Source organism: Streptomyces chartreusis (genome assembly GCF_008704715.1).
GTDB classification, from domain to species: domain Bacteria; phylum Actinomycetota; class Actinomycetes; order Streptomycetales; family Streptomycetaceae; genus Streptomyces; species Streptomyces chartreusis.
Genome location: NZ_CP023689.1, coordinates 3,109,729 through 3,132,933, shown reverse-complemented (window position 1 = coordinate 3,132,933; position 23,205 = coordinate 3,109,729). Strand labels below are relative to the sequence as shown.

General features: G+C 70.9%; 19 protein-coding genes. 13 read left to right on the top strand and 6 right to left on the bottom strand.

The features are described from left to right. Positions 1-4: 4 nt before the first annotated feature. A complete protein-coding gene (locus tag CP983_RS13065) occupies positions 5-1,219 on the bottom strand; it encodes a PucR family transcriptional regulator (RefSeq protein ID WP_189749099.1) in 1,215 nt (404 codons plus the stop codon). A gap of 163 nt (positions 1,220-1,382) precedes the next feature. On the opposite strand from CP983_RS13065, the gene CP983_RS13060 reads away from it, so the two are divergent. Together CP983_RS13060 and pruA are read left to right on the top strand one after the other, a co-directional pair. Continuing rightward, a complete protein-coding gene (locus tag CP983_RS13060) occupies positions 1,383-2,309 on the top strand; it encodes a proline dehydrogenase family protein (RefSeq protein WP_150499693.1) in 927 nt (308 codons plus the stop codon). A gap of 39 nt (positions 2,310-2,348) precedes the next feature. After that, entirely contained in the window at positions 2,349-3,980 is a 1,632-nt protein-coding gene (gene pruA / locus CP983_RS13055; protein ID WP_107902508.1) for an L-glutamate gamma-semialdehyde dehydrogenase, read from the top strand. 76 nt (positions 3,981-4,056) lie between these two features. Here pruA and CP983_RS13050 read toward each other — a convergent pair whose 3' ends face one another. Next, positions 4,057-4,263: a DUF5988 family protein gene (locus CP983_RS13050; RefSeq protein WP_030950362.1), complete on the bottom strand. Its 207-nt coding sequence runs from the start codon at positions 4,261-4,263 to the stop codon at positions 4,057-4,059. 93 nt (positions 4,264-4,356) lie between these two features. Between CP983_RS13050 and CP983_RS13045 the strand changes: the two genes are divergently transcribed. Continuing rightward, a complete protein-coding gene (locus tag CP983_RS13045; protein WP_150499692.1) occupies positions 4,357-4,914 on the top strand; it encodes a GNAT family N-acetyltransferase in 558 nt (185 codons plus the stop codon). Positions 4,915-5,172: 258 nt separating this feature from the next. Beyond that, positions 5,173-5,313, top strand: a complete 141-nt coding sequence (locus tag CP983_RS13040) for a hypothetical protein (protein WP_107902504.1) — start codon at positions 5,173-5,175, stop codon at positions 5,311-5,313. Between the two features lie 148 nt (positions 5,314-5,461). Here the strand turns inward: CP983_RS13040 and CP983_RS13035 are convergent, their stop codons facing one another. Then, entirely contained in the window at positions 5,462-7,036 is a 1,575-nt protein-coding gene (locus CP983_RS13035; RefSeq protein ID WP_150499691.1) for a purple acid phosphatase family protein, read from the bottom strand. 142 nt (positions 7,037-7,178) lie between these two features. Between CP983_RS13035 and CP983_RS13030 the strand changes: the two genes are divergently transcribed. Together CP983_RS13030 and CP983_RS13025 are read left to right on the top strand one after the other, a co-directional pair. Continuing rightward, on the top strand, positions 7,179-8,222 hold the full coding sequence (locus CP983_RS13030; protein ID WP_107902499.1) for a 3-isopropylmalate dehydrogenase: 1,044 nt from the start codon (positions 7,179-7,181) through the stop codon (positions 8,220-8,222). Positions 8,223-8,492: 270 nt separating this feature from the next. Beyond that, complete coding sequence (locus tag CP983_RS13025) at positions 8,493-9,581, top strand: branched-chain amino acid aminotransferase (RefSeq protein WP_107902497.1); 1,089 nt, start codon at positions 8,493-8,495, stop codon at positions 9,579-9,581. Here the strand turns inward: CP983_RS13025 and CP983_RS13020 are convergent. Further along, entirely contained in the window at positions 9,578-11,029 is a 1,452-nt protein-coding gene (locus tag CP983_RS13020) for a cytosine permease (RefSeq protein WP_150499690.1), read from the bottom strand. The genes CP983_RS13025 and CP983_RS13020 overlap by 4 nt on opposite strands. Positions 11,030-11,157: 128 nt before the next feature. Here CP983_RS13020 and ureA point away from each other — a divergent pair, with 128 nt between their 5' ends. The 6 genes from ureA to cimA all read left to right on the top strand — a co-directional run bounded on the left by ureA (position 11,158) and on the right by cimA (position 18,550). Next, on the top strand, positions 11,158-11,862 hold the full coding sequence (gene ureA / locus CP983_RS13015) for an urease subunit gamma (RefSeq protein ID WP_125527920.1): 705 nt from the start codon (positions 11,158-11,160) through the stop codon (positions 11,860-11,862). Continuing rightward, positions 11,859-13,568: an urease subunit alpha gene (locus tag CP983_RS13010; protein ID WP_107902491.1), complete on the top strand. Its 1,710-nt coding sequence runs from the start codon at positions 11,859-11,861 to the stop codon at positions 13,566-13,568. Before ureA ends, CP983_RS13010 begins: the two co-directional genes overlap by 4 nt. A gap of 10 nt (positions 13,569-13,578) precedes the next feature. After that, positions 13,579-14,619 (top strand): agmatine deiminase family protein, encoded by a 1,041-nt coding sequence (locus tag CP983_RS13005; protein ID WP_125527918.1) that lies wholly within the window; start codon positions 13,579-13,581, stop codon positions 14,617-14,619. A gap of 9 nt (positions 14,620-14,628) precedes the next feature. Continuing rightward, positions 14,629-15,228, top strand: a complete 600-nt coding sequence (locus CP983_RS13000; protein WP_107902489.1) for a TetR/AcrR family transcriptional regulator — start codon at positions 14,629-14,631, stop codon at positions 15,226-15,228. A 112-nt stretch (positions 15,229-15,340) separates the two neighbouring features. Continuing rightward, positions 15,341-16,627 carry a TolB family protein gene (locus CP983_RS12995; RefSeq protein ID WP_150499689.1) on the top strand — a complete coding sequence of 429 codons (1,287 nt, stop codon included), beginning with the start codon at positions 15,341-15,343 and terminating at the stop codon, positions 16,625-16,627. Between the two features lie 318 nt (positions 16,628-16,945). Next, complete coding sequence (cimA, locus tag CP983_RS12990; protein WP_107902485.1) at positions 16,946-18,550, top strand: citramalate synthase; 1,605 nt, start codon at positions 16,946-16,948, stop codon at positions 18,548-18,550. A 57-nt stretch (positions 18,551-18,607) separates the two neighbouring features. On the opposite strand, the gene CP983_RS12985 is transcribed toward cimA, so the two are convergent. Then, complete coding sequence (locus CP983_RS12985; protein ID WP_150499688.1) at positions 18,608-20,470, bottom strand: lectin; 1,863 nt, start codon at positions 20,468-20,470, stop codon at positions 18,608-18,610. Between the two features lie 459 nt (positions 20,471-20,929). Between CP983_RS12985 and CP983_RS12980 the strand changes: the two genes are divergently transcribed. Then, the gene (locus CP983_RS12980) at positions 20,930-22,276 is read left to right on the top strand and encodes a hypothetical protein (RefSeq protein ID WP_150499687.1); all 1,347 of its coding nucleotides are present in this window, start codon (positions 20,930-20,932) and stop codon (positions 22,274-22,276) included. Between the two features lie 90 nt (positions 22,277-22,366). Here the strand turns inward: CP983_RS12980 and CP983_RS12975 are convergent, their stop codons facing one another. Further along, complete coding sequence (locus tag CP983_RS12975; RefSeq protein ID WP_125524974.1) at positions 22,367-23,149, bottom strand: serine protease; 783 nt, start codon at positions 23,147-23,149, stop codon at positions 22,367-22,369. Positions 23,150-23,205 lie beyond the last annotated feature (56 nt).

Below are 23,205 nucleotides of genomic sequence, written 5' to 3'. Positions count from 1 at the left end.
CCGGCTACAGCCGCGCCCCCTTGAGCGCCATGTGCAGCAGCAGCCGGTCCTCCCCGTCGTCGAGGTCCAGGCCCGTGAGCTGCTCGACGCGGGAGAGGCGGTAGTACAGGGTCTGGCGGTGGATGCCCAGCTCCGCTGCCGTGCGGCCGGCCTGGCCCGCGCAGTCGAGGTAGACCTCGGCGGTGCGGGCGAGCTCCTGCTGGGCGGGGGAGAGGAGCGGGGCGATGACAGGGTCCTGGACCGGCTGCGGGGACAGCGAGGTCAGCAGGCGGTACGGGCCGATGAGCGACCACTCCGCCACCGGGCCGAGCCGCGGTTCCGCGAGGGCGGCGCGAGCCGCGGCCGACGCCTCCTGCCACACCGTGCCCAGCTCCGCGAGGCCGGTGCGCGGCTCGCCGAGACCGGCCGCCACCTGTGCCCCGCCCTTCCTGGGCGGCCGGGCGGCCGGGGTCTCCTTCAGCAGCCGGGACGCCGCCGCCTGCGCCGCCGTGCGCACCTCGGGCGAGCGCAGCCGTACGAGCACGGCCAGGCTCTGCCCCGAGGCGCCCCACGGCACCGTGCACAGCGCGGTCGCGTGCGGCACCGTCCGCACCGACGGGGCGTCGTCGGGGTCGGCCGAGGGCCACGGGGCCACGCAGACGACCGTATGGACGCCGTCCGCGCGCGGGCCGAGGGCCGTGCGCAGCTCGGCGATCGCCATGTCGCCCTGCCAGCCGCGCTCGGCGGTCAGCGCGGCCCGCAGCTCCCGGCTCAGGTCGGCTCCGTGCTGCGCCTCGTCCGCGAGCAGCGCGCCGATCCGGGCGGCCACCTCCATCGCGGCCGTCAGCTGCTGGTCCGTGGGCCCGGGATCGTCGTCCAGGAGCCAGACGTAGCCCCGTACGACACCCCGGTGGCGTACCGGCAGGCAGATTCGTCCGCGGTACACCCCCGCCTCCGGAGTGCGCGGGATCCGTACCGGCCCGGTGGCGCGTGTGATGCCGAAGCCCTCGAACCAGGTCCGCACGGCCGACGTGGAGCGGCGCGTCAGGATCGAGCGGGCGCGCACGGGGTCCAGGGCCGACGCGTCGAGCTCGTCCTCGCTGTCGTAGGCCCCGAAGGCGATCAGCTCGAAGTCCCGGTTCTCCAGCGTCGCGGGGGCGCCCAGGAGCTCCGAGATCTCGTCGACCAGCTCCTGGTAGTCACCCTTGAATTCCGACGTCACCCGGGCATTCTCCCGCATTCTCCAGAGCTCTTCATACATCTGTCTGAGATATGTGGCACGGATGCGTGACAGCTGTCGATGGCCGACGATCGGAGGGATCCTTAGGTTTCACGGTGGTTCTCCGTGCCGTACCCGACTGGTTGGGATTCGGCAGCTTTTCTCCTGTCTGTGGAGGTGCCCCGTGCTGGGTCCCGTGATTCTTGCCGCGTCGCGCAGCGACCGGATGCGACGCCTGATCTCGGCGGCCCCGGTGACCAAGCAGGTCGTCGACCGCTTCATCCCGGGCGAGACGGTCGACGAGATCGTGCCGATCATCCAGGACCTCAGCGACCGGGGTCTGGAGCTGACGATGGACGTCGTCGGCGAGGACATCACCCGCCCGGAGCAGGCCGCCGCCGCCCGGGACGCCTATCTGGCGCTGGTCGACCGCCTGGAGGAACTGGAGCTGGGCACCAGGGCCGAGATGTCCGTGAAGCTGTCGATGTTCGGACAGGCGCTGGAGGGCGGCCACGAGCTGGCCCTCGCCAATGTCCGCCCGGTCGTCGAGGCCGCCGCCGCGATCGGCACCACCGTCACGCTCGACGCCGAGGACCACACCACCCTCGACTCGATGTTCGCCATCCACGAGGAGCTGCGGAAGGACTTTCCGCAGACCGGCTGCGTCATCCAGGCCTACCTCTTCCGCACCGAGGCCGACGCCCGCCGCCTCGCGGAGAGCGGCAGCCGGGTGCGCCTCGTCAAGGGCGCCTACAAGGAGCCCGCCGAGGTCGCCTACCAGCAGAAACACGAGATCGACAAGGCGTACGTCCGGATCCTGAAGATTCTGATGGAGGGCGCCGGGTACCCGATGATCGGCTCCCACGACCCCCGCCTGATCTCCATCGCCCAGGAACTCGCGCGCACCGCCGGACGCAAGCTCGACGAGTACGAGTTCCAGATGCTGTACGGCATCCGCAGCGACGAGCACCTGCGCCTCGCCGCCGAGGGCCACCGCATGCGCGTCTACACGGCCTACGGCACCGACTGGTACGGCTACTTCATGCGCCGCCTGGCAGAGAAGCCGGCCAACCTGCGCTTCTTCGCCCGCAGCATGATCAGCAAGGGCTGAGCCCGAACACCCGCTCAAGTTCAAGGAGTTACGGATCTCATGGACGCTGTGACCCAGGTCCCCACCCCCGTCAACGAGCCGGTGCACGGCTACGCCCCCGGCTCGCCCGAGCGCGCCCGGCTGGAGGCCAAGCTCAAGGAGCTGGCCGAGAACCCGATCGACCTGCCGATGACCATCGGCGGCGAGAAGCGGTTCGGCGCCGGCGAGCGCGTCGACGTCGTGCAGCCGCACAACCACAAGGCCCGCATCGGCACCTACGGCAACGCCACCCAGCAGGACGCCCAGGACGCCATCGACGCGGCCCTGGCCGCCGCGCCGGCCTGGCGCGCGATGTCGTTCGACGACCGCGCCGCGATCATCCTGCGCGCCGCCGAGCTGCTCGCCGGCCCCTGGCGCGAGACGCTGGCCGCCTCCACCATGCTGGGCCAGTCCAAGACCGCCCAGCAGGCCGAGATCGACACCCCCTGCGAGCTCGTCGACTTCTGGCGCTTCAACGTCAAGTACGCCCGTGACCTGCTCGCCGAGCAGCCCCCGGCGAACTCCCCGGGCGTCTGGAACCGCCTCGACCACCGCCCGCTCGAGGGCTTCGTCTACGCGATCACGCCGTTCAACTTCACGGCCATCGCGGGCAACCTGCCGACCGCCCCGGCCCTCATGGGCAACGTCGTCGTCTGGAAGCCGTCCCCGACGCAGACCCACGCCGCCGTGCTGCTGATGCAGCTCCTCGAGGAGGCCGGGCTGCCCAAGGGCGTCATCAACCTCGTCACCGGCGACGGCATCGAGGTCTCCAAGGTCGCCCTGGAGCACCGCGACCTCGCCGGCATCCACTTCACCGGCTCGACCAAGACCTTCCAGTACCTGTGGAAGACGGTCGGCAACAACATCGAGAAGTACCGCTCCTACCCGCGCATCGTCGGCGAGACCGGCGGCAAGGACTTCGTCGTCGCCCACCCGAGCGCCGACAAGGCGGTCCTGAAGACGGCCCTGACCCGCGGTGCCTTCGAGTACCAGGGCCAGAAGTGCTCGGCGACCTCCCGGGCGTACATCCCGGCGTCGATCTGGAACTCCGGCTTCAAGGAGGAGTTCGCGGCCGAGGTCGACTACATCACCATGGGTGACGTCACCGACCTGTCCAACTTCATCGGCGCCGTCATCGACGAGCGTGCCTTCGCCAAGAACAAGGCCGCCATCGACCGCGCCAAGCAGGACGACACCTGCACGATCGTCGCGGGCGGCTCCTACGACGACTCGGTCGGCTACTTCGTCCGCCCGACCGTCATCGAGTGCAGCGACCCGGAGAACGAGGTCTTCACGACCGAGTACTTCGGCCCGGTCCTCGCCGTGCACGTCTATGAGGACGACAAGTACGACGAGATGCTGGACCAGATGGAGTCGGTGTCCGCCTACGCGCTGACCGGCTCGGTCATCTCCGCCGACCGCGCCGCCACGGCGCACACCATGGACAAGCTGCGCTACGCGGCCGGCAACTTCTACATCAACGACAAGTCGACCGGCGCCGTCGTCGGCCAGCAGCCCTTCGGCGGCGGCCGTGCCTCCGGCACCAACGACAAGGCCGGCGCCCCGCAGAACCTGATGCGCTGGACGCTGACCCGCGCCATCAAGGAGACGCTGGTCGCGCCGACCGACTACGCGTACCCGCACATGGGCTGACGGCAGGGCGGCATGCAAGAGGGGCCGGGCGTCTCGCCCGGCCCCTTCGCTGTGCTCCGGCGCACCGGACGGAGCACTAGCCGGGCATCTCCGTCCGCTCCCACCACTCGTACACGGTGAGGCTGCCCTCGGACGTGTCCGCCCGGCGCGCGGTCGGTCTGAAGTGTTCGTAGCCGTTGCGGAGCTCGATCTTCACGTCCGGTCCCGGGGACGGGGCGGGGACGATCCGGTCGGGCAGGTCGTCCGGGCCGCCCTCCAGGAACACTTTCGCCGTGTCGTTCATGACCTCACCGTTCCCCTCGCCGTGACCGTCTGTCCCGTGCGGCGCGGAGGATCAGCCGAGTGGGCGATCGCCGGCCGCGCGGATACTGGTCGGATGACCGCACCCGTATCCGCCGCAGCGCCCCGCACCGCACACACCGCCGACCTCACCCCGGCCGAACTGCATGCGATCCGCGCCCTGTTGAACGACGCCTTCGACGGCGACTTCTCCGACGAGGACTTCGAGCACGGCCTCGGCGGCATGCACGCCCTGGTGCACGACGACGCCGGGCTGCTCGTCGCTCACGGGTCCGTGGTCATGCGGCGGGTGCGGCACCGGGACAGATGGCTGCGGGTCGGCTACGTCGAGGCGGTCGCCGTACGGCCGGACGCGCGCCGCACCGGGCTCGGCGGCCGGGTGATGGCCGAGCTGGAGCGGGTGGTCGACCGGGCCTACGACGCGGGGATGCTCTCCGCGAGCGACGAGGGGGCCGCGCTGTACGCCGCCCGGGGCTGGCAGGTGTGGAGCGGGCGGGTCTGCGGGCTCGGGCTCGACGGCGTCGTCCATCTCCCGGACGAGGAGGGCGGCACCTTTGTGCGGACCGCACTCGCCGGGCCGCTGGATCCCGCATTCGAGCTGGTCTTCGACTGGCGGGACGGGGATGTGCTGTGACGGGCCGTCGGTAGAAAGTGCAGGTCAGCGGCGTGTGACCCACTGCGCCGTCTCAGATAGTAGGAAGTCCGAGTAATTGTGGAGACAGACGCGCCCTCCTCCCTTAGCTTTGTAGGAGCCGAACGTCTCGCTCGATCAAGCGAATGGCGGTCGTGAGCCGGGCCCCGTGCAGGCAACCCCTGCGGCCCGCTCCCCGCCCCACCCGGCGTCTCGAAACCCCTCTGTGCACTCCCCGATTGTCGAAGGAGTCGATTTCCCATGGCCGAGACGACCGCCCGCCGTCGAGTCCGTCACATCTCCCGTACGAACGAGTCCGACCGCAAGAACGCGGCCGCCGCCCTCCAGCGCGCCCTCGACCGCAGGGACAACGGCGGCAGCACCGGCCACCAGGCCGCCTGAACGCTCCGCTGGGGGCGCCGGGGGACAGGCGATCGTTCGTCTGCAGCGCCCTTGTGGCAGGTCGCGCAGTTCCCCGCGCCCCTTCGGGGCGCCGGCCGCCCACCCGAAATGCCGGGAGCCGCACCCGATCGGGGTGCGGCGCGCGGGCTCATGCCCCGCGCCGCACCTCGAACCGGTCGATGCGCTCCCCGGTCTGGGCCAGCGCCGACACCTTCAGCCGCGGCTTCGGGCCGGCCTCCGCCTCCACGCTGAGGAACGAGAAGCCGCGGTAGCGCACCCGCGACCACTGCACGCTCTCCGCCTTGGTGTTCCGTGACTTGGTCCACCTGAAGGTGTCGACCGACTCCCGGTCGTTCACGTGCCCCTCGTAGCTCTCCTCGACGCCCGGGGGGAAGCCGTACAGCTCTTTGCCGCCGCCGCCCGCGGTGACGTACACGATGCCGTCGCGCGTCGGGTCGGTCGAGGCGTCGATGGGCACCTGCGCGCCCACCTCCCCGTTCTTGATGGCGTCGGTCCGCTCGTAGACGTGGTTGTGCCCGTTGATCACCAGGTCCACCTGGTGCCGGGCGAACAGCGGTACCCACTCGGCCCGCACGCCCCCGTCGGACGCGTGCGAGGACGTCGAGTAGGCGCAGTGGTGGAAGAAGACGACGATGAAGTCGACGCCCTTCGCCGCCCGCAGTTCACCGAGCCGCTCGTCCAGCCACTTGGTCTGACGGCCGCCCGTGTGCCCCTGGTTGGCTGGGATCTCGTACGACACGTCGTTCGCGTCCAGCGCCACGAAGGCGACGTTGCCGTAGGTGAAGGAGTACACGCCCGGGGCCTTACGGGCGTCGAAGCCGCTGTCCGGCAGGGACCAGCGGGCCAGCTGTCCGCCGTAGCCGTCCGGCGAGTACCAGGCCTCCATGTCGTGGTTGCCCGTCGTCACCATCCACGGCACCGTCCTGGCCACCGACTCGGTCTGCTTGAGGTAACCGTCCCAGAAACCGGGGTCGTAGGCGTCCGACTCCTCGCCCAGCCCCTTGACGTTGGCGTAGCAGATGTCGCCGGCGTGGAGGTGGAAGGCGGGGTTCTGGCCCAGCAGGAGCTTGTCGTTGGTGGCGGCCGCCTCGCTGACGCCCTGGTCGCCGAAGGCCGTGAAGGTGAAGGTCTCCGGGCTCGCGGGAGCCGTGCGGAACGAGGCGATCGTCGCGCGGTTCCTCGGTGCCGCCGGGTCGAAGCCGTCATGGCCCACGCCGTAGTAGTACGTCGTGCCGGGACGCAGGGAGTCCAGTGCCGCGTGGACGTAGTACTGCTCCAGCGCCGCACGGATGCCCTGCAGTTCGGGGGTGTACAGGTCGCGGATCTCGGCGTCGATCCTGCGGCTGAGGTCTTCGGGGCGCAGACCGATCCGGATGAAGGGCTTCTTCACCGCGGCCGGCACCTGCCAGGAGATCCGCATCTGCGACTTCGGGTCGGCGCCGAAGGCGAGATGGCGGCCGAAGGGCGTGACGGCGGAGCCCGGCACCTTGGCGGAGACGGAGGGGGAGGGGGAGGGGCGTGTGCCCGCAGTGCCCGAACCCGGCTCCGACCCCGAGCAGCCCGTCAGCAGTCCGCCCGCGACCGCGCCCGCGGTCACCAGCGTGCGGCGCCGGGTCAGCTTGGCGCGCAGGTACTCGTGCTGCTCCGCCATGCTCATGCGGCGGGCCAGCTGCGGGGGGATGCCGAAGTCGGGAAGGTCCATGATGGGAAAGTTCCCAGCGAAGGCCAACGCCCGTCCTACATACGGGTGAACGGCGGTCGAAGCGCAGGAACCTTCGCCCGTCCGGCTGTCCGCATGGCGGACACCGCATGTCATCCCATGGGACGAGGAGTAGGGTGCCGACATGTCTCGCAGCCTCAATCTCGCAGTGATTCCCGGTGACGGCATCGGCCAGGAGGTCGTGACCGAAGGTCTGAAGGTCCTCTCCGCCGTCCTTCCGCAGGATGTGAAGCTGGAGACCAAGGAGTACGACTTCGGCGCCCGGCGCTACCACGCCACCGGTGAGACCCTCACCGACGCCGATGCCGAGGCGCTGAAGCAGCACGACGCCATCCTGCTGGGCGCCATCGGAGACCCGTCGGTCCCCTCCGGTGTCCTGGAGCGCGGCTTCCTGCTCAAGCTCCGCTTCCTCTTCGACCACCACGTCAACCTGCGTCCGTCGAAGCTCCTGCCGGGTGTCGCCACCCCGCTCGCCGGCCAGCCCGAGATCGACTTCGTCGTGGTCCGCGAGGGCACCGAGGGCCCGTACACCGGCAACGGCGGCACCATCCGCAAGGGCACCGAGCACGAGGTCGCCACCGAGGTCTCCGTGAACACGGCCTACGGTGTCGAGCGCGTCGTCCGGGACGCCTTCGCCCGCGCCCAGGCCCGCCCGCGCAAGAAGCTGGCGCTGATCCACAAGAACAACGTGCTGGCCTTCGCCGGTCACCTGTGGACGAACGTCTTCAACAAGGTGGCCGAGGAGTTCCCCGACGTCACCACCGAGTACATGCACGTCGACGCCGCGACCATCTACCTGGTCACCCAGCCCGAGCGCTTCGACGTCATCGTCACCGACAACCTCTTCGGCGACATCATCACCGACCTCGCCGCGGCCGTCTCCGGCGGCATCGGGGTCGCCGCGAGCGGGAACATCAACCCGAGCGGCGACTTCCCGTCCATGTTCGAGCCGGTCCACGGCTCGGCCCCGGACATCGCGGGCCAGGGCAAGGCCGACCCGACGGCCACGGTCCTGTCCGTCGCCCTGCTCCTGCGCCACCTCGGCCACGACGCCGAGGCCACCCGCATCGAGGACGCCGTCTCGGCCGACCTCGCGGAGCGCACCGGCAAGCCCGCCCGCAGCACGTCGGAGATCGGCGACGCGCTGGCCGTACGAGTAGCCGGCTGACCCCGCGCCCACTCGAACCCTTTCGAAGCCGCCGGGTCACATCACCCCCGGCGGCTTCCACATGTCCGCCGCCGGGTGGCACCATCGACCCCGGGTCGCGATTTCTCGCCGATCACGCCGAACAGGCCGATTTCTTCCACGGCTGCCGCTTGCGATAATCGAACGCGGAGCCGCGGAATGAGGGAATGCTCGGACGTCCTAGCACTGGCCACTGGCAGTACTGGCGTGAGCGCGGCCCGCCACAACCTAACCGGTGAAGGACACCTACTCATGACGACGCCCACGATCGAGCTCAAGCCCTCCGCCAGCCCGCTCGCCGCCGCAGAGCGCGAGGCGATACTGGCCAACCCGGGGTTCGGCCGCCACTTCACCGACCACATGGTGACGATCAAGTGGACCGAGGGCCGAGGCTGGCACGACGGCGAGCTCGTGCCGTACGCGCCGCTCTCCCTCGACCCGGCCACCATGGTGCTGCACTACGCGCAGGAGATCTTCGAGGGTCTGAAGGCCTACCGCCAGCCCGACGGGACCGTCGCCTCCTTCCGTCCGGAGAAGAACGCCCGGCGCTTCCAGTCCTCGGCCCGCCGGCTCGGCATGCCGGAGCTGCCCGTCGAGACGTTCATCGAGGCGTGCGACGCGCTGGTCGCACAGGACGCGGACTGGGTGCCGGCGCACGGCGGTGAGGAGTCCCTCTACCTGCGCCCCTTCATGTTCGCCACCGAGGTCGGCCTGGGCGTGAAGCCGGCCAGTGAGTACCTGTTCATCGTCATCGCCTCACCGGCCGGCGCCTACTTCCCGGGCGGCGTGAAGCCCGTGTCCATCTGGGTCTCCGAGGACCACGTCCGGGCCGTGCCGGGTGGCATGGGCGACGCCAAGACCGGTGGCAACTACGCCGCGTCCCTGCTGGCCCAGGCCGAGGCCGCCGCCGAGGGCTGCGCCCAGGTCTGCTACCTCGACGCGGTGGAGCGCAAGTGGGTCGAGGAGCTCGGCGGCATGAACCTGTACTTCGTGTACGGCGACAAGATCGTCACGCCCTCCCTCACCGGCTCCATCCTGGAGGGCGTCACTCGTGACTCCCTGCTCCAGGTCGCCCGTGACCTCGGCTACGAGGCGGAGGAGGGCCGGGTCTCCGTCGACCAGTGGCAGCGCGACTCCGAGAACGGCACCCTGACCGAGGTCTTCGCCTGCGGCACGGCGGCCGTCATCACCCCGGTCGGCCTCGTCAAGCGCACGGGCGCCCAGTGGCGGCAGGGCGACGGCGAGCCCGGCGAGGTCACGCTCAAGCTCCGCCAGGCCCTCCTCGACATCCAGCGGGGCACTGCCGCGGACCAGCACGGGTGGATGCACAAGCTGGGCTAGTTCTCGGCCGTGACCGTCAGGGCCGCCACCGACTCCGTGTCCGTGGCGGCCCTTTCCCGTGCCGGAGAGGACTCGCCGAGCGTCAGCAGCAGGTACGCCACACCCCCCACCAGCCCCGACAGCAGGAAGCTGCAGTCCACCCCGCCCGTCAGGGACAGCAGCGGACCCTCGTACGACGGCAGGGACACGGCCAGCAGGCCGACCGCCGCGCCCAGGGCCCAGGAGACGGTCGCCGGGATGTTCCAGCCGGAGCGGTACCAGTAGATCCCGCCCCGTGCGCGGCGGTTGAAGACCTGGAGGGCGTCCGCGTCGTACACGCCCCGGCAGCGGACGAAGCCGATCAGGGTGATGACCGCCCACGGGGTGCCGACGGCCGTCAGCAGCAGCACGAAGGACGTCATCGCGTCCTGCGCGGTCGAGGCGTAGTGGCCGACGAAGACACAGATCGTGGCGACGACCGCGACCGTGTAGGTGGCGCGGGCGCGGGAGGCGCGCGGCAGGATGGCGTCGAGGTCGAGGCCCATGGAGTAGAGCATCAGGCCCGCGTTGCCGACCGAGCCGGCCGACGCGGCGAGCAGCAGCGGCACCAGGTACCAGGCGGGGGAGGCGTCGACCAGGGGGCCCGCGTAGTCGAGGGCGGCCCGTGCCGCGTACGCCGTGAAGGTGCCGAACAGCTGCGGGACCAGCAGCCCCAGGAGCAGGCCCAGCCAGGTCGCGTGCAGCACCCGGCGCGATGTGTGGCGGGCCGGGGAGATGTAGCGGGTGTAGTCGCCGAGCAGGGTGATGAAGGCGATGGGGCCCGACAGCCCCGCCGCGACCGTCGCCAGCAGCCATGTCGGCCAGAACCCGCCCAGCAGATAGCCGCCGGCCTCGGGCAGCGCGTCGGTCGTGAAGTGCGGGGCGTAGGCGATCACGCCGAGGGCCAGCAGGGCCGTCATGCCGACCGCGAGGACGCGGGACATGGCGAGCAGCACCCGGTAGCCGTACACCGCGCCCGCGACGGTCGCCGCGGCCAGCAGCCCGTAGACCACGCCGTACGACACCCCGTTCGCCGGCAGCCCGACCAGCCGGCCGAGCGCGCCCACCATCACATCGCCGCCGATCCACACGGTCAGGGCCGTGTAGCCGAGGGCGAGCAGCAGGCCGACCACCGAGCCGACCAGCCGGCCGCGCACGCCGAACTGGGCGCCGGAGGAGGTGGACAGGTTCGTCGCCGTGCGCAGGGAGATCAGGGCGAGCGGGGCGGTGAGGGCCGTGCCGACCAGCGTGCCGACCACGATCGAGCTCACCGACGCCCACCAGCCCAGGCCGAAGGACGGGGGCAGCCAGCCGAAGACGATCACCCCGAGGCAGAGGTTCGACCCGAGCAGGATCGAGACGAGGTCCCGGGGGCCGCTGGTGCGTTCCTCCTCGGGGATGGTGTCGACTCCGCGCTGTTCCATCGGCATGGGTGGCTCCTCGGTTTGAGTGACGTTCAATCTGAAGTGCCCGAGGTTTGCTGTCAACCTTTCGATCCATGGAACTTCATGTTTAGAGTGATGCTCTAACTTCGAGTCTGGCAAGGAGGTGCCGCGTCGTGAGACTGACCCCCACGGAACGTGACCGGCTGCTGCTCTTCGGAGCCGCCGAACTGGCCCGGGCACGCAGGGCCCGAGGGCTGCGGCTGAACGTCCCGGAGGCGACCGCGCTCATCGCGGACACCGTGTGCGAGGCCGCCCGGGACGGTGCGCGGCTCGCCGAGGCGATCGAGCGCGCCCGCAGTGTGCTCGGGCCGGACGACGTGCTGCCGGGCGTCGCGGACGTCGTCACCGAGGTGCACGTGGAGGCGGTCTTCGACGACGGCTCACGGCTCGCGGTCGTGTCCGACCCCCTCGGCGGCGGACTCGGGCTTGAGGCCCCCGGCGCACTGCTGCCGGGCCCGCAGCACGCCGAACCCGAGGCGGCCGTACGGCTGACGGTCACCAACACCGCGACCGTGCCCGTCTCCGTCACCTCCCACTTCCACTTCTTCGAGGCCAACCCGCGCCTGGACTTCCCGCGCGAGCGGGCCTACGGCATGCGGCTCGCCGTGCCCGCCGGGTCCTCCGTGCGCTTCGGACCGGGGGAGAGCGTCGAGGTCGGCCTCGTCCCGATCGGCGGCGAACGCGTCGCCATCGGGTTCGCGGGCCTCGTCGACGGACCGCTGGACGCCCCCGGCGCCCGCGCGGAGGCACTGCGCCGCGCCGCCGCCTGCGGCTACCTCGGCGTATCGGAAACAGCTGATCAGGAGGGCCGGCGATGAGCCGTCCGGGAGGCCACCCCGCCGAGGCGCGCCGCCTCACCCCGCACGAGTACGCGGCCGCGCACGGCCCCCGCGCCGGCGACCGTGTCCGGCTCGGCGACTCCGGGCTGACGATCCGGGTCGAGTCCGACTCGCAGCGCTACGGCGAGGAGTTCCTCGCCGGGTTCGGCAAGACCGCCCGGGACGGGCTGCACCTCAAGGCCGCCGCCGTCCGCGACACCTGTGACGTCGTCATCAGCAACGTCGTGGTCATCGACGCGGTGCTGGGGATCCGCAAGGTCTCCATCGGCATCAGGGAGGGCCGGATCTGCTCCATCGGCCGGGCCGGGAACCCCGACACCCTGGACGGGGTGGACGTCGTCGTCGGCACGGGCACCTCGATCGTGTCCGGCGAGGGGCTCATCGCCACCGCCGGGGCCGTCGACACCCATGTCCATCTGCTGTCGCCGCGCGTCATGGAGGCGTCGCTCGCCTCCGGGGTGACCACGATCATCGGCCAGGAGTTCGGGCCGGTGTGGGGCGTCGGCGTCAACTCGCCCTGGGCGCTCAGGCACGCGTTCAACGCCTTCGACGCCTGGCCGGTCAACATCGGCTTCCTCGGGCGGGGTTCGTCCTCGCACGAGGCTCCGCTGATCGAGGCCCTCGCCGAAGGAGGCGCGTCCGGCTTCAAGGTGCACGAGGACATGGGCGCCCACACCCGCGCCCTGGACACCGCGCTGCGCGTCGCCGAGGAGCACGACGTCCAAGTCGCCCTGCACAGCGACGGGTTGAACGAATGCCTGTCGGTCGAGGACACCCTGCGGGTCCTTCAGGGCCGCACCATCCACGCCTTCCACATAGAGGGCTGCGGCGGCGGCCACGTCCCCAACGTGCTGAAGATGGCCGGAGTCCCGAACGTCATCGGCTCCTCCACCAACCCCACCCTGCCCTTCGGGCGGGACGCGGTCGCCGAGCACTACGGCATGATCGTCTCCGTCCACGACCTGAAGACGGACCTGCCCGGCGACGCCGCCATGGCCCGCGACCGCATCCGCTCCGGGACGATGGGCGCCGAGGACGTGCTGCACGACCTGGGCGCGATCGGCATCACCTCCTCCGACGCCCAGGGCATGGGCCGGGCCGGCGAGACCGTCCGCCGCACCTTCGCGATGGCCGGGAAGATGAAGGCCGAGTTCGGCGCGCCCGACGAGCACGACAACGAACGCGTCCTGCGGTACATGGCCAAGCTGACCATCAACCCGGCCATCGCCCACGGCCTCGCCCACGAGGTCGGCTCGATCGAGGTCGGCAAGCTGGCGGACATCGTGCTGTGGCGCCCGGAGTTCTTCGGCGCCAAGCCGCAGCTGGTGCTCAAGTCCGGCTTCCCGGCGTACGGCGTGACCGGCGACCCGAACGCCGCCACCGACACCTGCGAACCCCTCGTCCTGGGCCCGCAGTTCGGGGCGTACGGCGCCACGCCCGCCGACATCTCCGTCGCCTTCGTGGCGCGGGCCGCCCTCGACCAGGGGCACGACACGATGCCGACCCGGCGCCGCAGGGTCGCCGTACGCGGCACGCGCGGCATCGGGCCCGCCGATCTGCGCCGCAACTCCCGTACCGGAGCCGTCGACGTCGACCAGCGCACGGGCCTGGTCACCCTCGACGGCGAGCCGCTGCACTCCGAGCCGGCCGAGTCCGTCTCCCTCAACCGCCTCTACTTCCTCTAAGGACCCCGCCATGTCTGCTGCCTCCGACGGCTTCCGTATGCCCGCCGAGTGGACCCCGCACGAGCGCACCTGGATGGCCTGGCCGGGGCCGAACGTGACCTTCGAGGACGCCGAGGAGCTCGTGGCGGCCCGCCTGGCCTGGGCCTCGGTCGCCCGTGCCGTGCGGCGCTTCGAACCGGTGACGGTGGTGTGCGGCCCGGGACAGTCCGAGGAGGCCCGGACGCTGCTCGGCCCGGGTGTGGAGACCGTCGAACGGGACCTCGACGACGCCTGGATGCGCGACATCGGCCCTACGTTCCTCACCGGCGGGGCCGGTGAACTGGCCGCCGTCGACTGGACGTTCAACGGCTGGGGCGCCCAGGACTGGGCCAGCTGGGAGCACGACGCGAAGATCGCGGCACACGTCTCGGATCTGGCCGGCTCGACGAGGACGTACGCCTCGAAGCTGGTGAACGAGGGCGGGGCGATCCATGTCGACGGCGAGGGGACGGTCCTGCTCACCGAGACCGTCCAGCTCGGCCCTGAGCGCAACCCGCACTGGACGCGGGAGGAGGTCGAGGCCGAGATCCACGGCATGCTCGGCACCCGCAAGGCGATCTGGCTGCCCCGCGGCCTCACCGGCGACTACCCTCCCTACGGCTTCGGCACCCTCGGCCACGTCGACATCGTCGCCGCCTTCGCCCGGCCCGGCGTGGTCGTGGCCCATGTGCAGCCGGACCCGGCCCACCCCGACCACGAGGTGACCAAGGAGATCGTCGGCCTGCTGAAGTCGCAGACCGACGCGCGCGGCCGCCGCCTGGAGGTCGTGGAGGTCCCCGCGCCGACCGTCCTGGAGGCCGACGGCCACTGGGCCGACTACTCCTACATCAACCACTACCTCTGCAACGGCGGCGTCGTGCTGTGCGGCTTCGACGACCCGCGCGACGAGATCGCGGCCGGCATCTTCCGGCGCCTCTTCCCGGAGCGGACGGTGACCCTCGTCGACGCCCGTACGATCTTCGCGGGTGGTGGAGGCATCCACTGCATCACACAGCAGCAGCCGAAGATCTAGGAGCCGCAGATGGCCGGTGGGCGCAGGCAGGCGCCGCCCCGTGACGAGGTCCTCGCCGCCGCCATGGAGATGATCGCCGAGCGCGGTCTGGAGAAGCTCACCATGGCGGCGCTCGGCACCCACGTCGGCATGAGCAGCGGCCATCTCCTGTACTACTTCCACTCCAAGGACGAGCTGCTGCTGCGCACCCTGGAGTGGAGCGAGGGCCGGCTCGGCACCGAGCGCGGCCGGCTCCTCACCCGGTCCGCCTCCGCCCGCGAGCGGCTCGACGCCTACGTCGACCTGTACGTCCCCGTCGGCCACCGCGACCCGCACTGGACCCTGTGGCTGGAGGTCTGGAACCGCTCGCAGAACGCCGATGACGACGCCCGCGCGCGCCAGGCCGCGATCGAGGGCGCCTGGCACCGCGACCTGGTGGCGCTGCTCGCCGAAGGGGTGTCGAGGGGCGAGTTCCGGCCGGTCGACCCGGACCGGTTCGCGGCCCGGCTGCGGGCGCTCCTCGACGGCTTCTCGATCCATGTCGCCATCGGACTGCGGGGCACGGACCGGGCGCAGATTCTGCGCCACGTAAGGGAGTTCCTCGACGACAGCCTCCTCGCGGACTCCTGAACCCGCGCCCTGGTTGTACTCAATATGGGGGATTGACCATGTAACGCGCGATGCGTTTGCCTCGTAGGGAGCCTTCGGCGAGGGCCGGGGGAAATCGTCCACGGGGGAACACATGCACAGCAGCAAGCGAGTCCGCGCGCTCGCCGTCGCCGTAGCCCTGGCCGCCACCACGGCGGCACTGGCCGGCACACAGGCGAGCGCCGGGCCCCGCGTCCCGACCGTCGAGCGGGTCACCGTCTCGGCGACGGGGGAGCAGGGCAACGGCGACTCCTACGCACCGGAGTTCAGCGCCGACGGCCGCTTCGCGGCGTTCACGGCGGACGCGTCCAACCTGGTGTCCGGCGACACCAACGAGGTGTCGGACGTCTTCGTGCGCGACCTGCGCACGGGCGCGGTCGAGCGGGTCAGCGTCGCCTCGGACGGCACCCAGGCCGACCAGCGGTCGACCGTGCAGGGCATCAGCGCCGACGGCCGCTACGTCCTGTTCCGCTCCAACGCCAGGAACCTGGTCCACTGGGACACACCGCCCGCGGACGCGGGAGCCGACGACATCTACCTGCACGACCGCCGCACCGGCACCACGAAGCGGATCAGCATCGCCTTCGACGGGGGTTCCGCCTACGCGGCCGGCGCCGCCATGTCGGCGAACGCCCGCTACATCGCCTTCAACGCCAAGGCCGACCGGATGGAGGAGGGCGCCGCAGACCTCTTCGGAGCGGTGTACCTCTTCGACCGCACCACCGGCACCACGAAACGGATCAGCAACCCGGACCGGCCGACCAACCCGGCGCTCTTCCAGGACGTGAGCGCGGACGGCCGGTACGTCCTCTACACCCAGCTCGTCCCGCGCAGCGCCGACGGGGTCACCTGGGTGCACGACCGCCGTACCGGCGCCGAGGAGCGCGTCAACGTCAAGGCCGACGGCTCCCCGGCCCCGCGCTACGCGATGCCCGCCACCCTCTCCGGGGACGGCCGCTCCGTCGCCTTCCAGAACTGGGACGAGGACCTGCTCCCCGGCGGCGGCCCGGACGCGTCCGACCTCTACGTCCGCGACCTGCGCACCGACGTCACCCGGCGGATCGACGCCGGCCCCGACGGCGAGAGCATGCCCGACCGTCCCGTGCTCAGCGACGACGGCCGGTACGTGGGCTACGAGGCCACCCCGCGCCTGCCCGACGGCACGCTCGGCCCGGCCAACGTCTACCTGCGCGACCTGCGCACCGGCAGCACCCGCCTGGTCAGCGCGGCCCTCGCCGGCGGGCCGGTGACGGACGCGTCGGTCTGGGTGCAGTCGGTGAGCGCGGGAGCGGAGCGCATCGGAATCAGCACCGCCTCGTCCCAGCTCGTCGCCGGCGACACCAACGGCGCGAGCGACGGCTTCGTCCGCCGGGCGCGATGATCAACGCAGTGCTCGCATCCTGAGACGGACGGTGAGTGCGGGGGCGGTCTGTGCCAGACTGCCCCCGTGCTCTCGTTCGCCATGATTATTGGCAGCAGGCGCGCCGGTCCGCAGTGACCACCACGTACGACCAGGTACGGGTGGACACCGTCGTCCTCGACCCGCGCGCAGACCTCTCGCACCCGCGAGGGGTTTTTCGCTTTTCTGGCCCACCTTCAGCCGGGAGCAGAGCGCGAGGGATCATAGGAGGACGGTGGAGCCGGTCATTCCGGTAAAGACCGCGATCCAACGGGATCCAACAGCAGGAGCCTTGACACCATGACCGCAACCAGCGAGCTCGACGATTCGTTCCACGTCTTCGACACCACCCTGCGCGACGGCGCGCAGCGGGAGGGCATCAACCTCACCGTCGCGGACAAGCTGGCCATCGCACGGCACCTGGACGAGTTCGGTGTGGGCTTCATCGAGGGCGGCTGGCCCGGTGCCAACCCGCGCGACACCGAGTTCTTCGCCCGCGCCCAGCAGGAGATCGACTTCAAGAACGCCCAGCTGGTCGCCTTCGGCGCCACCCGGCGAGCGGGCGGCAAGGCGTCCGAGGACCCGCAGGTCAACGCGCTGCTGGAGTCCGGCGCCCCGGTGATCACCCTGGTCGCGAAGTCGCACGACCGCCATGTCGAGCTGGCCCTGCGCACCACCCTGGACGAGAACCTGGAGATGGTCCGCGACACGGTGTCCTACCTGCGCGCCCAGGGCCGCCGGGTCTTCGTCGACTGCGAGCACTTCTTCGACGGCTACCGCGCCAACCCCGAGTACGCGAAAGCCGTAGTCCGTACGGCGTCGGAGGCCGGCGCGGACGTCGTGATCCTCTGCGACACCAACGGCGGCATGCTCCCTGCCCAGATCCAGGCCGTCGTCTCCACCGTCCTCGCCGACACCGGCGCCCGGCTCGGCATCCACGCCCAGGACGACACGGGCTGCGCGGTCGCCAACACCCTCGCCGCGGTCGACGCGGGCGCGACCCACGTGCAGTGCACCGCCAACGGCTACGGCGAGCGCGTCGGCAACGCCAATCTCTTCCCGGTCGTGGCGGCCCTGGAGCTCAAGTACGGCAAGAAGGTCCTCCCCGAGGGCCGCCTGCGCGAGATGACGAGGATCTCCCACGCCATCGCCGAGGTCGTGAACCTCACCCCCTCCACCCACCAGCCCTACGTCGGTGTCTCCGCCTTCGCGCACAAGGCCGGACTGCACGCCTCCGCGATCAAGGTCGACCCGGACCTGTACCAGCACATCGACCCCGAGCAGGTCGGCAACACCATGCGGATGCTGGTCTCCGACATGGCAGGCCGCGCCTCGATCGAGCTCAAAGGCAAGGAGCTCGGCATCGACCTCGGCGGCGACCGCGAACTGGTCGGCCGGGTGGTCGAGCGCGTGAAGGAGCGCGAGCTCAAGGGCTACACCTACGAGGCGGCCGACGCGAGCTTCGAACTCCTGCTGCGCACCGAGGTCGAGGGCAAGCCGCTCAGCTACTTCCAGGTCGAGTCCTGGCGGGCGATCGTCGAGGACCGCCCCGACGGCAGCCACGCCAACGAGGCCACGGTCAAGCTCTTCGCCAAGGGCGAGCGCATCGTCGCCACGGCCGAGGGCAACGGCCCGGTCAACGCCCTCGACCGCGCGCTCCGGGTGGCCCTCGAAAAGATCTACCCCCAGCTCGCCAAGCTCGACCTCGTCGACTACAAGGTCCGCATCCTGGAGGGCGTGCACGGCACCCAGTCCACGACCCGGGTCCTGATCTCCACGTCCGACGGAGCGGGCGAGTGGTCCACGGTGGGCGTGGCCGAAAACGTCATCGCCGCCTCCTGGCAGGCCCTGGAGGACGCCTACACCTACGGCCTGCTGCGCGCGGGTGTGACTCCGGCGGAATAGGGACACACGCGTACGGCGGCTGCGGTCCCGCAGCCGCCGACAGCGCAGGGGGACGTGCTACTGAAGACGCCACTTCTGGTTCGCGGCCCCCGTGCAGCTCCAGATCTGCGCGCGGGAACCGTTCGCCGAGGAGTTGCCCGTCACGTCCAGGCACTTGTTCGCGGCACGGTTGACCACGTCCCCGGTGGAGGCGTTGTACGACCACAGCTGCGCACCCGAGCCGTTGCAGTCGTACAGCTGGACCTTCGCCCCGTCCGCGGCCGAGCCGGAAGTGACGTCCATGCACTTGCCCAGCGCCCGCACCGACCCGTCCGCCTGCACGGTCCACCGCTGGGCCGTGGAGCCGTTGCAGTCGTAGAGCTGCACAGCCGTCCCGTTGGCGGCCGAACCGCCCGCCACGTCAAGGCACTTGCCCGCGAGACCCACCAGCGCCCCTGACTGCGACGGCCCCTCGGTCTGCGTGCCCGCCCAGGTGAAGGTCGCCGACGTCTTGCCCGGCAGCGAGTAAGTCGCGTGCTGCGAACCCCAGTTGATCGTCACCGTCCTGGCGGTCGACCCGTCGTTGTACGCGATCAGCGCCTTCGACCCGTCAGGGTTGCGCCACGCCACGTTCGGCACCGACGACGACGCCGTGGACGCGACCCGCTGCGCACCCGGCTTCACGAACTTCGTCAGATGGCCCATCGTGTAGTACTCGACGGTGTAGTCCACCTGCCCGTGCCGCGAGTCCCCGTTGTGCACGGTGACCAGCCCGTCGCAGGTGCCGCAGCCGCCGTTGTGCGGCCCCCGGTTCTGGTCCACCGCGAGCGACCACTTCGTCACCGACTTCGCCCAGTTGCGGGTGTAGTCGATGATGTTCATCATGTCCTCGCGCTGCTGGTTGGCGATCCACGTGCCGCCCGAGTGCTCGGTACCGAAGGCGTCCAGCTGCGGGTACTGGTTGTGCACCTGCGTCTGCTTGGCCACGTCACCGCCGTACCCGTGCCAGGCGATGCCGCCGAAGTTCGGGTGGTTGCGCACCGCCGCGTCGTCGACCGTCTGCGCGGCGTAGGCGTCGTAGGTGTCCCAGTTCCAGTCGTGCGCCAGCACCTTGGTGGACAGCCCGGCCGCCTGGAGCTTGGGCAGCAGCTCGTTCTTGGTGAAGTACGCGAGTCCGCTCGCGTTCCAGCTCATCGACGGATAGCCCGCGCAGCAGGTCGGCTCGTTCTGCGCGCTGACGTATGCGATCGGAACGCCCTGGGCCTGATAGGCCTGCGCGTACTTCACGAAGTACGCGGCGTACGCCCCGTAGTGCTCCGCCTTCAGCCAGCCGCCGTTGAGCTGCCCGTTGTCCTTCATCCAGGCCGGCGCCGTCCACGGCGAGGCCATCACGGTGAGCTGTGGATTGAGCTGACGCGCCTGCTTGGTCAGCGGCACGACGTCCTGGAGGTCGTGTGCGATCGAGAACTCGGACAGGTCCGGATCGGTCTGCCCGGCCGGCACGTCGTCGTAGGTGTAGCCGAAGCGGGCGAGGTCCGAGCCGCCCATGGGGTTGCGCAGGAACGAAAGACCGATGCCCTCCGTCGGGGAGAACAGCTTGCGCATCGTGTCGTCCTTCGTGGCCTGCGACAGCGCGCCGCTGCCGTCCATCAGCCAGGCCGCGGTGTCCGTGAAGGACGCGCCGCCGCCGGTGAAGGTCTGATAGCGGGTGTTCTCGTCGACGGTGATGTTCTCGCCGCTGCCGCCGGAGCCCGCCTGGAAGGCGAACGGCGTCTGCTGCTGGAGCCCGCGGACCACATGGCGGCCGCCGGAGTCGTCCGTCGTGGTGAGCCAGGCGGTGACCTGCTCGCCCGCGGCCTGCGCGGGCGTGGCCGCCGAGAAACCGGCGGTGGTGAGGAGCCCGGCGACAAGCAGCCCGAGCGTCCGAGTGGATCTCCTCATGGAGCGCAGCCCTTCTTCAGGTGGGGGTGATGGGGCATGCGAGGCGTGAGTAAATGACGGCTTCGTGTACGCGTCAAGAGGTCGCGCGTTCATGAGATGAAGGGACAACGCCATTGATCCAGCCGGGACTTGGGGGTGTACCGGTTCTGACGTGAAGTCTTGACGCCACATGATGTCCGCAGTTAACTCAAGGCGTGAGGTAAGTCATAGGCGGACCGATGAGAGTCGAGGGACCTTCCATGCGAAGAACCGCCCAGCTCGTCTCCACCACCTCGCCTTCGCAGAGCCAGCCCACGACCGGCCCGCCCTTCACCGCGTTCACCTCTCGCACGGACGGCGTACCGCGCGGCCTGAGCCGCCGTACGGCACGCGGCGGGATGCCGTGCGGCTGCCGGTCCCGGTGGGTTCCAGCCACCGGGACCGGCGCCTTTGCCCGGTCGATCAGGTAGCGTCGAGAGTATGAGGACTCCGCTCTTCCGGGGCCTCATGCGCTCGCTGATCGTGCCGGCCGCCGCCGCACTCGCGGTGCTCACGGCAGGCGCGCCCGGCGCACATGCGGCCACCGACCTTTCGCAGGTCGCCGAGGCGCTGCGCGACGGTCCCGTGTACGTGGACCCCGCCGCCTCGGACCAGCTGTCGTCGTCGGACGCCGAGGCGCTCGCCGACAAGATCGAGGACGCCGACAAACCGGTCTTCGTGGCCGTTCTGCCGGCCGACCAGCCGACGCAGAACCTGCTGCTGAACCTCCGCACGGAGACCGGCATCACGGGCCTGTACGGCGTCCGGGTCGGCGACCGCTTCGACGCGGCCGCCGACGCGTCGGTGATGTCCCGGCAGCCCGTGGACAACCTGGTCGCCTCGGTGCAGTCGGCCGGTGACCCCAAGGCCCAGCTGAACGACTTCGTCGACTCCGCGCTGCGCAATGTGCGCGGTACCGCGCCGGCGAGCTGGAGCGACGGCGGCGGCGCGGGCGTCGACGTCAGCGGTCTGATCGCGGTGGGCGCTGTGGTGCTGGCGGGCGGCGCGGGCGCGTACGCCCTGGTCCGGCGCAACCGCAGGCGCCACGAGGCGGAACAGCGGGCGGCGCTGGAGAAGCTGCGGGTCGTGGTCGACGAGGACATCACCGCGTTCGGCGAGGAACTGGACCGCCTGGACTTCCATCCGGCGGAACCCGGCGCCGACGACGCGATGCGCGGGGACTACGAGCGGGCCCTGGACTCCTACGACCAGGCGAAACGGCTGATGGACTCCGCCCGCAGACCGGAGGACGTCAAGGCGGTCACCCAGGCCCTGGACGACGGCAGGTTCTCCCTCACCCAGCTGGCCGCCCGCCGGGAGCACCGGCCGCTGCCGGAACGCCGGCCGCCGTGCTTCTTCGATCCGCGGCACGGCCCGTCCGTGGCCGACGAGACCTGGACGCCGCCCGGCGGCACCAGCCGCGAGGTCCCGGTCTGCGCGGCCGACCGCACCCGGCTGTCCGAGGGCCGCGACCCCGTGGTCCGCGAGGTCGACACCGAGCAGGGCCGCCGCCCGTACTGGGAGGCCGGACCCGCCTACGGCCCCTGGGCCGGCGGCTACTTCGGCGGCGGCCTGCTGCCCGGCCTGCTCGTCGGCACCCTGCTCGGTTCCATGATGGCCACCCCGTCCTACGCGGCCGACTACGGCGCGGGCTACGGCTACGGCGGTTACGAGGGCGGCGACGTCTCCGGGGCCGACTTCGACAGCGGAGACTTCGGCGGCTTCGACGGCGGGGGATTCGGCGGCGGGGACTTCGGTGGCGGCGGGGACTTCGGCGGAGGCTTCTGAGGAGGCGGGCCGGGACCGCAGGGCACGGCACGGGCCCGGCGTCCGAGGACACCGGGCCCGTATCAGTGGTGGTTCAGAGGCGCTGCGAGGTCAGAGCGAGGACGCCGCCGAGGCGATGGCGGAGGCGAAGGTGGAGACCTCCGTGTAGACGCCGGGGGCGTTGGGGCGGGCGCAGCCTATGCCCCAGCTGACGATGCCGACCTGGATCCAGGCGTTGCTCGCGTCGCGGCGGAACATCGGGCCGCCGGAGTCGCCCTGACAGGTGTCGACGCCGCCCGAGGGCAGACCGGCACAGATCTCCTCGTTCGCGATGAGGCCGCTGTAGCCGCTGTAGGAGCGGCACTGGGCGTCGCTGACGAACGGCACGTTGGCCTTGAGCATGTAGCGCTGCTGGGCACCGCCCTCGGTGGCCGCGCCCCAGCCGGCGACGGTGAAGGTGCCGGTGTTGTACTGCGTGGTCGTGGCGATCTTCAGCGTCGGCAGGTTGATCGGCTGGGCGAGCTTGATCAGCGCCCAGTCCTTGCCGTCGCCGTTGTAGCCGGGGGCCCGGTACACGTACGTGGAGCGGACCTGCACCCGGCCGCTGGTGGACTGGAGGTCCACGACGCCCGCGGTGGCGGTGATGGAGGTGTTGGCGCCGGTCGCGCCCACGCAGTGCGCGGCGGTGAGCACGATCTGCTGGGTGTAGAGCGCGCCGCCACAGCCCATGGAGAGCCGGACCATGAACGGGAACTCGCCCTGCGTGGCACGGGTTCCGCCGACGACACGGGAGTCGGCGGCCTGCGCGGCCGAGACGGGCTGAAGGCTGACGATCGCGAGAGCGGCGGCGCCGAGGGCCGCGCATCTCTTGAGCGCGGTGAGGAGCTTCTTCAACGTGATGCCTTCCGTGGGGGGTTGGACATACGAACGTGGAGAGAGCACGGAAATGT